Source organism: Flavobacterium sp., from assembly GCF_035456085.1.
GTDB lineage: Bacteria > Bacteroidota > Bacteroidia > Flavobacteriales > Flavobacteriaceae > Flavobacterium.
In genome coordinates this window covers 24,729-38,134 of the sequence record NZ_DATIDY010000173.1, presented here as the reverse complement: position 1 = coordinate 38,134, position 13,406 = coordinate 24,729, and the positions used below count along the sequence as shown (strand labels likewise).

Annotated in this window: 10 protein-coding genes and 2 tRNA genes; 8 read left to right on the top strand and 4 right to left on the bottom strand. The window is 32.1% G+C overall.

Annotated features, from left to right (window positions below; all coding sequences use genetic code 11):
* The first annotated feature begins 5 nt into the window (after window positions 1–5).
* The 3 genes from VLC96_RS13225 (at window position 6) to VLC96_RS13215 (ending at window position 2,364) form a co-directional block, all read left to right on the top strand.
* Window positions 6–764: a DUF2490 domain-containing protein gene (locus VLC96_RS13225; RefSeq protein ID WP_325263616.1), complete on the top strand. Its 759-nt coding sequence runs from the start codon at window positions 6–8 to the stop codon at window positions 762–764.
* Between the two features lie 57 nt (window positions 765–821).
* Complete coding sequence (locus VLC96_RS13220) at window positions 822–2,009, top strand: chromate transporter (protein ID WP_325263614.1); 1,188 nt, start codon at window positions 822–824, stop codon at window positions 2,007–2,009.
* Between the two features lie 118 nt (window positions 2,010–2,127).
* The gene (locus VLC96_RS13215; RefSeq protein WP_325263612.1) at window positions 2,128–2,364 is read left to right on the top strand and encodes a hypothetical protein; all 237 of its coding nucleotides are present in this window, start codon (window positions 2,128–2,130) and stop codon (window positions 2,362–2,364) included.
* Window positions 2,365–2,448: 84 nt separating this feature from the next.
* On the opposite strand, the gene VLC96_RS13210 is transcribed toward VLC96_RS13215, so the two are convergent.
* From VLC96_RS13210 to der, 3 genes are all read right to left on the bottom strand, one after another.
* A complete protein-coding gene (locus VLC96_RS13210; protein WP_325263610.1) occupies window positions 2,449–2,964 on the bottom strand; it encodes a DUF4890 domain-containing protein in 516 nt (171 codons plus the stop codon).
* A 136-nt stretch (window positions 2,965–3,100) separates the two neighbouring features.
* Window positions 3,101–5,878 carry an outer membrane beta-barrel protein gene (locus VLC96_RS13205; RefSeq protein WP_325263609.1) on the bottom strand — a complete coding sequence of 926 codons (2,778 nt, stop codon included), beginning with the start codon at window positions 5,876–5,878 and terminating at the stop codon, window positions 3,101–3,103.
* Window positions 5,879–6,029: 151 nt separating this feature from the next.
* Window positions 6,030–7,340, bottom strand: coding sequence for a ribosome biogenesis GTPase Der (der, locus tag VLC96_RS13200; RefSeq protein WP_325263608.1), 1,311 nt, complete (start codon window positions 7,338–7,340; stop codon window positions 6,030–6,032).
* A 138-nt stretch (window positions 7,341–7,478) separates the two neighbouring features.
* Here der and VLC96_RS13195 point away from each other — a divergent pair, with 138 nt between their 5' ends.
* Window positions 7,479–7,976: a GTP-binding protein gene (locus tag VLC96_RS13195; RefSeq protein WP_325263607.1), complete on the top strand. Its 498-nt coding sequence runs from the start codon at window positions 7,479–7,481 to the stop codon at window positions 7,974–7,976.
* A 128-nt stretch (window positions 7,977–8,104) separates the two neighbouring features.
* On the opposite strand, the gene era is transcribed toward VLC96_RS13195, so the two are convergent.
* Complete coding sequence (gene era / locus VLC96_RS13190) at window positions 8,105–8,986, bottom strand: GTPase Era (protein WP_325263605.1); 882 nt, start codon at window positions 8,984–8,986, stop codon at window positions 8,105–8,107.
* A 115-nt stretch (window positions 8,987–9,101) separates the two neighbouring features.
* Between era and VLC96_RS13185 the strand changes: the two genes are divergently transcribed.
* The 4 genes from VLC96_RS13185 to VLC96_RS13170 all read left to right on the top strand — a co-directional run bounded on the left by VLC96_RS13185 (window position 9,102) and on the right by VLC96_RS13170 (window position 13,353).
* Window positions 9,102–9,174, top strand: a tRNA-Met gene (locus tag VLC96_RS13185).
* Between the two features lie 37 nt (window positions 9,175–9,211).
* A tRNA-Met gene (locus VLC96_RS13180) sits at window positions 9,212–9,284 on the top strand.
* Window positions 9,285–9,564: 280 nt separating this feature from the next.
* On the top strand, window positions 9,565–10,785 hold the full coding sequence (locus tag VLC96_RS13175; protein ID WP_325263604.1) for a site-specific integrase: 1,221 nt from the start codon (window positions 9,565–9,567) through the stop codon (window positions 10,783–10,785).
* Window positions 10,786–10,836: 51 nt separating this feature from the next.
* The gene (locus VLC96_RS13170) at window positions 10,837–13,353 is read left to right on the top strand and encodes a DEAD/DEAH box helicase (protein WP_325263602.1); all 2,517 of its coding nucleotides are present in this window, start codon (window positions 10,837–10,839) and stop codon (window positions 13,351–13,353) included.
* The last annotated feature ends 53 nt before the right edge of the window (window positions 13,354–13,406 follow it).

Genomic DNA, 13,406 nt, shown 5'->3' with positions numbered 1-13,406 from the left:
CCTTAATGAGAACTATCAAATTATTTGGCTTATTGTTTGTAGGCTTTATTGCTAATGCTCAAACCGAAAAAAATATAGATCACCAAAGTTTACTGTGGACACGATATTATAATCAATTGGCAATAAACAATAAGTGGGCAATACATACTGAATTTGACAATCGGATTTTTATAAATCCTGTTAAGCAAAATCTCTTTGTATTTCGAGTACAAGGGCGTTATAAAATTAGTGAAAATGTCGAGGTTGGTGCGGGATATGCTTACTTCTCAGTGGCAACTCAGAATCCAGATGTTATTTATAACTTTAACACTCCGGAACATAGAGCTATCCAAGATATTAGTTGGAAACATGACCTAAGTAATCGTATTGTTTTGAGTAATCGATTTCAAGTTGAGGAACGATTTATACAAAATTATGATAAAGATGGATTATTTATAGGAAGCACTTTTAATTGGAGATTCAGATACCGTTTGCAAGGAGATTATTTGTGTTGGGAAAAAGAAAATCAGTATCTGAAAGCAATTGTATATGACGAATTGATGATTAATGCCGGAGAAAATATTATAAAAAACACTTTTGACCAGAACCGAATTTACGCTGGTTTTCAATATGGAGTGAATAAAAATATTGCCTTAGAATTAGGGTATTTAAAAAGTTTTCAGCAACGCGCAAGTGGCGTAGATTATTACGATAGAGATATTATTCGATTTACTTTTTATCATAAAATAAGACTAAAACAAAAACAGCCGGAATTAACTAATTAAGCGGATTCAATTCTGTTTCTTGTTTTTTCATTTATGAAAAAAGTATCATTATCAAAAATGGGAAACAAAATACATATGGATACAGAAAAACCAAATTATACTTTACTTGATTTAATAAAATACTTCCTGAAATTAGGAACCACGGGCTTTGGTGGACCTGTGGCATTGGTTGGTTACATGCACCGCGATTTAGTTGAAAATAAAAAGTGGATTAACGATTCTGATTTCAAAGAAGGATTGGCTCTTTCGCAATTGGCGCCGGGACCTCTGGCAGCACAACTCGGAATTTACATTGGGTTTGTGCACTTTGGCGTTTTGGGAGCCACTTTATCAGGGTTAGCATTTGTGTTGCCTTCGTTTATAATGGTGATTTTGCTTGGAATTGCGTACCAGGCATTTGGAGGTTTACCTTGGATGCAGGCTATTTTTTATGGAATAAGTGCGGCTGTAATCGGAATAATTGTTTTGAGTTCTTACAAACTTACTGCCAAATCGATTAGCAAATTTGAAATTGCTGCCATAAAAAGCAATTGGTTACTTTGGGTGTTTTACGTTACTTCCATTATTCTAACTGCTGTAACCCAACAAGAGGAACTACTTTTGTTTATAACTCTTGGTTTTATTTATATGCTTGTAAAAGCACCGCCGGCATGGGTAAAAAAACCTAAAATAGCTTCCTTTTTTTTATTGACTACCGCTGGATTATCTTCTATTGATCTTGGAAAATTGGGAGAACTTGCGTGGTTTTTCATTAAAGCTGGAGCTTTTGTTTTTGGAAGTGGACTGGCAATTGTTCCTTTTTTACATTCGGGTGTTGTCAATGAACATCATTGGTTAACCGAAAATCAGTTTGTTGATGCGGTCGCAGTAGCAATGATTACTCCAGGGCCTGTTGTCATTACTGTTGGTTTCATCGGTTATTTAGTTGCTGGAATGACGGGAGCGACCATTGCAGCTTTGGGAGTTTTTCTTCCTTGTTATTTATTTACTGTAATTCCTGCACCTTATTTCAAAAAGATTGCTCAAAATAAAAGTATCAAAGCTTTTGTTGACGGAATTACCGCTGGCGTGATTGGCGCTTTGGTTGGTGCTGTGGTTGTTATTGCCTTACGAACCATTATTGATATTCCGACAGCGCTCATTGCAATTGGAACAGTCATTACTTTATTATATGTAAAAAAAATCCAAGAACCTCATATTATTGTAATTGCAGCTATCATAGGTGTTTTAATTAAGTTACTTTAGTTTTAAAAGAATTATTTTAATTTAATTGTTTTCGATAGTTTAATTTTACCAAATATTTGATTATCAGTTAACTAATTTTTTAAAAAATAGACTGTAACTTTGATATAAAGATATAGTCATGAAAAATTTTGCAATCAAATTAGTGTGGATTACCACAATCTATGTCATTGTTTTCACTGCATTATGTCAAACTGAATTATTTTTATTTCTCCCGGTCATAATGTCGATGTATTTCATTGGTGTAAGCTTGGTACTCCTTATGGTTTATACCGTTTTACGTGATGAGGCGTATAAAACCTCAAAAAAGTTTAAAGACTGGTATGGTGATTATCCTAAAGAAAGTTTTTCGAAGTAAGAATTTTTTTAAAACAAACAATAACCAAAAATCCCAAGCATAAAGTTTACGCTTGGGATTTTATAATTTGAAGACAAAAAAGAATTAGTTTTCTTCGTTATTTCCCATATTGCCACCATTGTTTCTATCTCCACCATTATTTCCACCGCCCCAATTATCTCTGTTTCCCCAATTTCCGTTTCCTCGATATTCTCTCATTTTTTGTCTTGCTGCCTCTTCGTTAGCTTTCATTTTTTTAAATTGCTCTGGTGTTAAAATTGCTTGAAATTTGGCATCAGTAGCTTTTTTGTCATCTTCTCTTTTCGTTTTGAATGCTTCTCTTTCTTCTTTCGTCATTTCTTTTCCATTTCCATTCATACGTTCGGCACGTATTGCTTCCATTTTGGCGCTTTGCTCAGCAATGATTGGTTTTATCTGTTCTTGCTGTTGGGCAGTTAGAGTCAATTCGGTTGTCATTTTGTCTAACAAAGCTTGGTTTCTTTGTTCTGGAGTTAGCTTTTCTCTTTTAGGTTTATTTGATTTTTTATCGCCTTGAGCTTGCTCTTGTGCAAAAGATGAAATACTAACGACCAACAATGCTGCAATAATTAATTTTTTCATTTTTTTATATTTCTAAGATTATAACTATAAGACTATCAGTATTTAAAAAGGTTTAATCCGAGTTGGAAAAACGAGATACGAAACCTAATTTATGATCACTTAACTATAGATTTCTGATTCACCAATTACAAAAAAACTAGTCCATATCTGAATCTCTTCTTGGTCCTCCTTCGCCATAGCGTCTCTCTTTCGGCGGTTTACTAAAACTTCCAATATTATAAGTTAAAGAAAACATTGCATATCTTTTTAAAACTGTATTTTCTTCGTCACGGATTGTGGTTGGCGAAATGGTTCTTGTGGCGCTTTGATTTTGATTTAAAACATCATAAACTTTTACTTTTACAATCATTTTTTTCTCAAAAAAACCATAGGACAAACTCGTGTTCCATAGATAAAAATCTTTTTTGAAATCATCTGAAATATTCGAATTGTATGTATAACCAAAATCATTACCCCAAATCCAGTTTTTTGGCCAGTAATTGGTAGTTTGAAGATTTACTCTGTGCACCACATTTGAACTAGCTTTGATCGACGAATTGTCATATCTAGATTCATTGTAAGTCAAACCATAAGACGGCGAAATAACGAGTAAATCACCATATTCGTAACTAAATGAAACTCTTGGTGAAACTCCTAGTGATTTTGAACTATACAAAACCGCATTGGTAAACCCTTTGTCCAACGAATAATTTCCGTTTAAACCTAAACTATATCTAAAAACATGAGCATCATTTTTTACTGTTCTACTCCAGTTTCCTCCAAGCGAAGTTGTATAAGTTCCTGTGACATTTTTGTAAGTGGTCGTTCTTTTTCCGCTATCGTCATAAATTGATGAAGAAACGACTTGGCTATCAAAAAAGTCTCCTCGCACAAACACACCATAACCTGAACGAGTGCGCATATCAAAATCTCTATAACTCATATTGACGCTGCTTTTTTTATTGAGATTCAAATCTGGATTTCCAATAATTGTATTCAAAGGATTTGCTAAATTGGCAACTGGCAACAACTGAGTGGCAGTCGGCAACGTATTTGAATATTCATATCGGAAAGTAAAAAATTTTGTCTTTTCCAATTTATACCTGATTTGGGCTCTTCCATAAGGCAAAAAGTAATCTCTATTCAAATCTGTAGCCTTATTTAGATATAAAGAGTGATTATCAAAACCAACAATTGAAGTATTTGAATTCAAATTGAAAGTGAAATTATTTTTTTCGAAAGAGAGTCCCACTTTGGGAATTATAGCCCTTTGACTTGAAGTGGTGTAATTGGTCTGCAAATTATTTAGAATAGAATAGCTATTCGAACTATTGTCGTAATCAAAAGTTCTCACATCATTTACTTCGTTTTGCCATCCAAATTCAGATCCAACCCTAATTCTTAAAGAATCAGTAATTGGTTCTGTATATTCAATTTCAGCCGAATAAGAATCATAAGTATTATTAGATAAACCATTTTGATTCCTTACATCATCAGGTTTGTTGCCTTGATGAAAAACAGTATTGGACTGATTGATTGCATCCGAATCGCTTTTATTATTGGTATTACTAAAAACAAAACTCAAGTTACGCGCTCGCCTTTCAAAAGCCTTATTGAAGTTGATGGTATTGCTAAAATTAGTTGATGAGTTCTCTTTATAGGAATTCGAATCACTTTCGTTCAAAGCCGCCCCTGCTTCATCTTTAGAAGCACTTGTAGATTCTGATAAACTATTGGTTCTGGACAAATTGAGATTTGGCGTAACCACCAATCGGGTCATTGGATCTAATTTATATTCAAGCTCAAAATTAGCTTTGTTTTCGGTGTTTTCATTTCGAGTTTTCGAATCAGCCTCAGTAAAAATAGTTCCTGTTGGTAAGAAATTCGCCTGATTGGAATTTGATTCATTTTTATTTATTGTATTGGCAAAATTATAACTTGCTTTTGCGTTTAGATCCTTCACCCATTCATCTATATAATTAAAACCAAACAAATTAGAAGTTGTAATTCCTTTGCCATTACCGGTTGCTCTTGCGCTTGATTTTGTATTTCTACCACCTCCCATATTATCAAAAACTTCGTCCATAGAAAATCCGGTAGAATTGATATTATTGGAAGATCCCAACAAGCTTATTTTTTGTTTGTCATTAAAATAATTCAATAAAAAACTCGCATCATAACGATCATCTGTTCCGTAACCTGCTGAAGCTTTTCCGAAATATCCTTTATTTTTCTTTTTATCGACTGTAAAATTGATGCTGGAATCATCGGAGCTGGCTTCTTGTCTGGATAACTCTTCTTTTTTGGTTTTTAAATCCGAAACCTGAACTTTGCTAATCATATCGGCAGGCATATTTTTCAGCAATATGGCTCCGTCTTTATCAAAAAAGGCTTTCCCGTTTACTAAAAATTGTGACACGGCTTTTCCATTTACAGTAACATTTCCATCGGTATCCACCTCAACACCTGGCAATTGTTTTAATAATGTTTCGACATTGGCATCAGGACGCACTTTGTAGGAAGCAGCGTTAAATTCTAAAGTATCTTTTTTGATTAAAATTGGTGGTGCTTCGCTTTTTATCACGACCTCATTTAATACGGTTTCATTTTGCAGTAAATATATTTTTCCAAAATCTTTGTCTTCCAATAATTTATTTTGCTCTTCAGAATAGGTCTGATATCCCATAAAATTTATCTTTAGGAAAACTGGTTTATCGTACTTTTTTGTATTAATTCTAAAATTGCCATTTTTATCGGTAGTTGTATATTCTACAACCGTTGAATCTTTGATATTAGAAAAATAAACCATTGCAGATTCCAATGGTTTTTGGGTATTAATATCATAAACTGTTCCCTTAATAACGATATTATTATTTTGTGCAGTAGCAGCAAAAAAGAATAGCACAAACAGTAAAGAAGAGTAAATTTTGGACATAAAGTATTTTAATTAAATAAAGTAATGAGATACTTAAATCCGTAAAAGGTTTAATTGCAACAAAAAATTATTTGGACATCTTCTCCAATTTGGTTTTAAAAAATCTTAAAAATGAAGCATAAAAAAATCCCGATTGCTCGGGATTTAAATTTTATTTTTCTCTTATATAAATATCTATCGGCACTCCTGAAAAGTCCCAATTTTCTCTAATCTTGTTTTCAAGATAACGTTTGTAAGGTTCTTTTACATATTGAGGCAAATTGGCAAAGAACACAAATTGAGGTGTTGTTGTTGGTAATTGCATACAATATTTAATTTTTACATATTTCCCTTTTGTTGCTGGCGGCGGATAGGCTTCGATTACTTTCAACATAAACTCATTAAATTTTGAAGTCGGAATACGTTGTTGTCTATTTTCATAAACCTGAACTGTAGTTTCCAACGCTTTCAACAAACGTTGCTTAGTCAAAGCCGAAACAAAAAGAATAGGCACATCAGTAAATGGCATTAATTCTTTCTTGATTTTCTCTGCATAATCACGGGTTGACATGGTATCTTTTTCAACCAAATCCCATTTGTTTACCAAGATTACAACTCCTTTACGGTTTTTCTCAGCTAGCCAAAAAATACTTTGGTCCTGTCCTTCAAATCCACGAGTAGCATCAATCACCAAAATACAAATATCAGCATGCTCAATTGCACGAACCGAACGCATTACTGAATAGAATTCTAAATCTTCCTTAACTTTCGCTTTACGACGAATACCTGCCGTATCTACTAAGTTAAATTCAAAACCAAAGCGGTCAAATTTTGTATCGATAGCATCACGAGTTGTTCCCGCAATGTCAGTAACCATAAAACGATCTTTACCAATAAGTGCGTTGATAAAACTAGATTTTCCAGCATTAGGACGACCTACAACTGCAAAACGTGGCAACACAACTTCCTCTTTAACTGGCTCAGGTTTTACTGGAAAAGCATCAATTAAGGCATCCAATAAATCTCCCGTTCCGCTTCCAGAAATACTGGCAAATGTATAATATTCTCCTAATCCTAGGTTGTAAAACTCAATGGCATCTTTCTCACGCATCGCGTTGTCTACCTTATTTACTGCCAATAAAACCGGTTTTGTTACTTTACGCAACAATTTTGCAACCGTTTCATCCATTGGAGTAATTCCTTCTTCAACATCAACCACAAATATGATTACATCAGCCTCATCGATAGCCAACTCTACCTGTTTACGGATTTCACCTTCAAAAACATCATCGGATCCACGAATATATCCACCCGTGTCAATCACAGAAAACTCTTTTCCGTTCCACTCGCTTTTACCATAGTTTCTGTCGCGGGTAACCCCAGACACTGAATCTACAATAGCTTCTCTTCTTTGTATCAGCCTATTAAAAAGGGTTGATTTCCCTACATTAGGTCTTCCTACTATCGCAACAATATTGTTCATAATCTAAATTAGATATTAATTTTTCCAAAGACTGCTTCCCAGTTTCGGCCCGCAAAGGTAGTGTATAAAACCATGAATATCAATTTTTTTGGTATATTCGCCACAACCAACTAACTTAAACCATTCATTTCGAAAATTATGGATACCAATAATGAGATTCGTTTGCGATTGCGATTCTACAAAGATGTGGATCAAAATATAGATTCGCTACGACAAAAATTCATTCATTTTACCACCACAAAATCTCCTGATTTCATTTTAAAAATAAAAGAATACCATATTTGGATTAACATTAAAGGTGTCAAAAAAAGATATTGGTCACCTCATCTTCACTTAGAAATGGAATCCAAAGGTGAAAATCAAACTCACATTCGGGGATTGTTTGGTCCTGATCCTAATTTGTGGACTTTTTTCATGTTTCTGCATTTTATGATAGCAGGAACTTTCATTATTTTTTGTGGAATTGCCTACTCCGACTACGTTCTGAAAAAAAATACTGCAGATGACTTCTTAGTAATGCTCTTAATGGTTTTCGCTTGGTTTTTGCTCTACGTAATCGCCAAACAAATCCGAAGCAATGGCGAAAAACAAATGAACGATATCGAAAAAGTTTTTTTGGAAATTATCGAATCTTAATTAAAAATATCACAACCCGTAAAAAAAAAGCATCAGAATAAATTCCAATGCTGATTAAAATATTTTTATATCGACTAAAAGTAATGCAATTTACTGAACACTAAAACTGCAAACTGCCTAGTAATTAACTACTGATTATACCCAAAACGCTTCAATTGATTAGCGTTGCTTCTCCAGTTTTTATTAACTTTTACATACAATTCAATGTGAATTTGTTTACCAAAGAATTTCTCTAAATCCACACGAGCATCCATTCCGACTTTTTTCAAAGCTGCTCCTTTGTGACCGATGATAATTCCTTTTTGAGTATCGCGTTCTACCATAATCAAAGAACGGATTCGGATGATATTGTCATCTTCCAAAAATTCTTCGGTTACAATTTCTACTGCATATGGAATTTCTTTGCTGTAATTCAATAATATTTTTTCACGAATCGTTTCGTTGACGAAGAAGCGTTCCGGTTTGTCCGTTAATTGATCTTTAGGGTAATACGCTGGTGATTCTGGCAACAACGAAATAATCCTTTGAAACACTTCTGGAACATTAAAATTCTGTAAAGCTGATATTGGATAGATTTCAGCATTTGGAACTTTTTCAGTCCAAAAAGCTACTTGTTGTTCTAATTGTTCTTGATTGGAATTGTCAATTTTATTCAGCAACAACAAAACTGGAATTTTAGAATGGATTATTTTATTAAAAAAAGCTTCGTCTTTCAACTCCTGCTCTCCTATTTCGACCATATAAATTAAAACGTCAGCATCTTCAAACGCTGATTTCACAAAGTTCATCATTGATTCCTGCATTTCATAAGCTGGTTTGATAATTCCTGGAGTATCCGATAATATTAATTGAAAATCTTCTCCATTTACAATTCCAAGGATTCTATGACGAGTTGTTTGTGCTTTAGACGTAATAATTGATAATCTTTCACCAACGAAGGCGTTCATTAGCGTTGATTTACCAACGTTTGGATTCCCGATGATGTTTACAAAACCTGCTTTATGTGACATTTGAATAAAATTTATTGTGCAAAGGTAGTTATATCAAGTCAATGCAAGAAAAAAACATTTTTTAAAGTTTTTCTTGTTTTTCTCTAAATTCGACGTATCTTTGCACCCGAAACATCGCGGGATAGAGCAGTAGGCAGCTCGTCGGGCTCATAACCCGAAGGTCACAGGTTCGAGTCCTGTTCCCGCTACTAAGGTAGCCTTTATTGAGATTACAAAAACGCACATCGCGGGATAGAGCAGTAGGCAGCTCGTCGGGCTCATAACCCGAAGGTCACAGGTTCGAGTCCTGTTCCCGCTACTAGAAAAGCTTCAGAGAAATCTGGAGCTTTTTTTATGAAGTAAAATCAAGGGTTTACAATACTTCCCGATTTTTATTTTTCAAAATTTCTACTATTATTTTGAAATTTTAGGTACATCTATAGGTACACATTTTTTATTTTCTTAGGTACACAATTTTTAATTACCCACTTCATACAATTATTTTAAAACATTAAATCAAGCTAATAGACACATATTAAGGTACACATCAAGGTACACATTAAAAAAAATCTAGGTACACATTAAAAAAACAAGTCATTATGAACCCTAACATACTGAAAGTCTTATTCTTGATTAACAAGACAAGAATAAATTCAAAAGGAGAAGCCCCTATAAGATGTAGAATTACATTTAATGGAATAAGGAAGATATTCTCCACAGGATTATTTATAAATCCAGATAATTGGGAAAACACATTGCAAATAGCAAATCCTCCTAATGATCCTAATAGCTATATTAACACACAACTAAGCCTGATTAAACAAGAAATTAATCAGGCTTTTTTATTTCTAAAAGTTCAAAAAAACACATTTGATGCAGATGATATTTACCTCCAATACAAAGGAGAGAACATTAAAGTTGAAAAGAAATTAATTGAGGTTTTTGAAATGCATAATGATTCCATGAAAAAACTTATTGGTATTGAATATTCCAAAAGCACTCATTCTAAATTCATTGAAGCTAAAAAACACACTGAGGATTTTCTAAAATTTAAATACAAGAAAAAAGACATCAACTTAATAGACCTCAATTTAAAGTTTCTACATGAGTTTGAAATGTATCTAAAGTCAGAAAGGAAACACAAACAAATCACAATTAATAAAAGCATACAGAGGCTAAGGAAAATAATTAAATTAGCTCTTTCAGAAGGATTTATAATTACAGATCCTTTTTTACTTCACAGACCAAAAAAAGTTGAGAATCAAGTTGTTTTCCTTACTCCAAAGGAACTTCAGGAACTTGAAAATCATAAATTCACACAAACTAGATTACAACAAGTATGTGATATGTTCATTTTTTGTTGCTACACAGGCTTAGCCTATAATGAAATGTCAAGTTTAACTAAAAAGAACATAGTAAAAGGATTTGACAATAAACTTTGGATTGATATGTATAGACAAAAAACTAAAAAGCAATTTAAAATACCCCTATTACCTAAAGCAAAGGAGATATTGGACAAGTATAAATCCAATATTTCTAGCCAAAATAAATTATTACCAATCATTACTAATCAAAAATTCAATTCCTACCTCAAAGAAATTGCGGAAATATTAGGTTTTGAAAAGAACCTGACTCATCATATCGGGAGAAAAACTTTTGCTACTACAATACTCTTATACAATGATGTACCTATGGAAATTGTTTCTGAATTGTTAGGGCATTCAAAGATGAGTGTAACACAAGCACATTATGCCAAAGTAGTTCAAAGTAAAATAAGTGAACATATTTCTAAATTAAATTTAAAATTGAGCATGAAATAACTTAATATTTAACTGTGTTGTCTATTTTTACAATGCAGTTAAATTTATTTTATGGAATTACTAAACATACATTTTCAAAATTTCCCTATAGAGTTTAAAGAAATTAATCCAGATGATTTTCCTCATTTTGATGTAGAGAATAGCAGAGAAAAAATTATTATTGAACCTAATGAAAACGGTTTTATTAATGAAGCTTTGCAAGCTCAAATATCACTAGCACATAAAAATACTGTTGTAGTAAATGCAGGAGTAGGCAATGGTAAATCATATGCAATTATTCAAACTATTAAAAGATTTTATGAAGACGAACAAGATTATTTAATATTTGTAGCATCCCCATTTGTAAGTCTAGTAGAACAATACTATCAAGAGATTTTAGACAAAACTGACATACCAGATTCTCAAATCTACAAATACAATTTCATTGGAGAAACAACTGACATTAATCCAATAGGAAGAAAAATTCAAATTATTACAGTAAATACTCTATTAGGTAATCCAGGTGAAGATGCTTTTGTTAATTCTGAAAAAAAACGAATTTATCTAAATAGCCTAATAAGCCATTGTCAAAGGAATGACATAAAAGCTGTATTCATCTATGATGAAATACATGATGCATACCATAACTTCAAAGAAAAGTATGTATTTAGTTTATGGAAATGGAAAAACATCATACACAAAAATATCATCTTAAGTGCAACATATTGTGAAGCTTCAAAAGTTGTTATAGAATACTTAGCGGAATTAACAGATAACAAAATACAAATAATAGAATGCGCGAGAACTAGATTTTTAGAAAAACAAAGCTCTTTACATCTACATTATGACCATGCAAGAACATACTCTAATACATTAGGCAGTCTAATTGGATTAGTTGAAGACATAATTGATCGAGGATTAAATATAGATATACTTTGTTATTCAAAAAAATTAGCGGAAGAAATCTGCATCAATAAAACTAGTGGTGTTGGGGAACTATTGTTTAAGAAGTATGGATCAAACATCAATAAATGCGTATCAGATTTAACAGACAATCAAAGGACTGAAAGAGGAATTCCAAAAAGTAGATACAGAAAAGACAAAATTAATGTAGGTACTAATTTCAAAACAGGAGTTAGTATAGAAAAAGAAGACCACGCTTTTGTAATAATATTTCCTCCAAACGGAACAAAAAATGAGTTTAAAAACTATTATGGAATTTTCTCAGGAGGAACAAATTCTATAGTTCAGGCACTAGCTAGAAAAAGAGCAAAAGGAGAAATCCATATTATCCTTCCAAAGCCTGATGAATTTGAATATGATACCCTACCTTTTGATGATTCTACAAAAAAAGAAGCTTTTATAACTAGTTATAATTTAGTTCAAAAGAAAGACAAAAAAGACAGTAAAAAATCAAAAGTTAAATATATTCCTTTAAACTCGCAAAATGCTCTATTAGAGAATTTCTACCTAAATATCCTAAAAGCCAACATACAAGATACTTTTGGATACATAAGAGAAACAAATAGGGATAACAAAGTAAGATTAGATTTTCCTGAATATAAATTATTCAAATTAGATGAGGGAGAAGATTATTTAGCCAACAAATTTAAATTCTTTGGTGGAGACTTATCTTCTTACATTACCTATTGTGCTTTTACAAATCAATTCATAAACTGTAACCTTGCATATATTAATACTAAACCACCAGTATATTTTACGGAAGGCAAAATACAATGGCAACTAGAAAAATTCTTTGAAAACTATTTTGATGATAAATTTGTATATCTATTCCAAAGCACAACAGATAAGTACATGTATCACACATTTTTAGACGAAATATTTTCAAACCACACAGTACTTTTTAAAACTAGTTCAGAAGAAAGACACACAGTAATAAGTCAAAATTCTTCAAAAATATTGGAAACTCAAATTTTAGCATTTATACAAAAAAAACTGTATCCTAACAACTCCATTTTCAATAATAGAATTGATATTAGAGATTTTTTTATTGATTCAATATATAGTAGGGGAAAACACTTTAATAGCTGTATTGCCCATTCCTTAAGAATAGATGAAACTTCATCTGAATTTTCTCAAGCTACAAAAGAATTAGTAATAGCATACAAAACACTAAACTATTTTAGACAAAAAGTAATTAACTCAATTCAGTCAATAATTATTGCGAGAAAAACAATAAACTATATCCCAAACAAACCTTCAGAAGATTTCATTCACCCAATTGAAGAATCAAAATTCAATGATATGATATCTATTTTAATAGAATCTGATTATTGCATAAAAAATGATTTTTTTGATTTTAGATACAGCTTTGAAAGAAGTCAAAATCAAACACAGGGAAAGAAAGCTTTAGCATTTTATAATTACTTAAAAGAAGATTTCTTTATCACTAAAGCTAGGAGAATTAATAATAGTCAAACTAATACTAATGTAACCGAGATTTTAAAAGTATTAGATTTACCCGACTCAAGTTTAGTAATAAATCTAGTCAATTGTAATGATTTTACAATTCCAGAAAACAACTTCCAAACTATGAGCATAATAGAAGGGCAAATAGTCTATTCATAAAAACTTAAAACTAAAATTCCTTCCAGTCTTGTATTCCTCTTATATAGATAAGA

What these genes read in the sequence shown, in the direction of transcription:
- VLC96_RS13170 (WP_325263602.1), top strand. Translation starts at nt 10,837, where the DNA reads ATGGAATTACTAAACATACATTTTCAAAATTTCCCTATAGAGTTTAAA.
- VLC96_RS13225 (WP_325263616.1), top strand. Translation starts at nt 6, where the DNA reads ATGAGAACTATCAAATTATTTGGCTTATTGTTTGTAGGCTTTATTGCT.
- VLC96_RS13215 (WP_325263612.1), top strand. Translation starts at nt 2,128, where the DNA reads ATGAAAAATTTTGCAATCAAATTAGTGTGGATTACCACAATCTATGTC.
- VLC96_RS13205 (WP_325263609.1), bottom strand. Translation starts at nt 5,878, where the DNA reads ATGTCCAAAATTTACTCTTCTTTACTGTTTGTGCTATTCTTTTTTGCT.
- VLC96_RS13220 (WP_325263614.1), top strand. Translation starts at nt 822, where the DNA reads ATGGGAAACAAAATACATATGGATACAGAAAAACCAAATTATACTTTA.
- VLC96_RS13195 (WP_325263607.1), top strand. Translation starts at nt 7,479, where the DNA reads ATGGATACCAATAATGAGATTCGTTTGCGATTGCGATTCTACAAAGAT.
- era (WP_325263605.1), bottom strand. Translation starts at nt 8,986, where the DNA reads ATGTCACATAAAGCAGGTTTTGTAAACATCATCGGGAATCCAAACGTT.
- VLC96_RS13210 (WP_325263610.1), bottom strand. Translation starts at nt 2,964, where the DNA reads ATGAAAAAATTAATTATTGCAGCATTGTTGGTCGTTAGTATTTCATCT.
- VLC96_RS13175 (WP_325263604.1), top strand. Translation starts at nt 9,565, where the DNA reads ATGAACCCTAACATACTGAAAGTCTTATTCTTGATTAACAAGACAAGA.
- der (WP_325263608.1), bottom strand. Translation starts at nt 7,340, where the DNA reads ATGAACAATATTGTTGCGATAGTAGGAAGACCTAATGTAGGGAAATCA.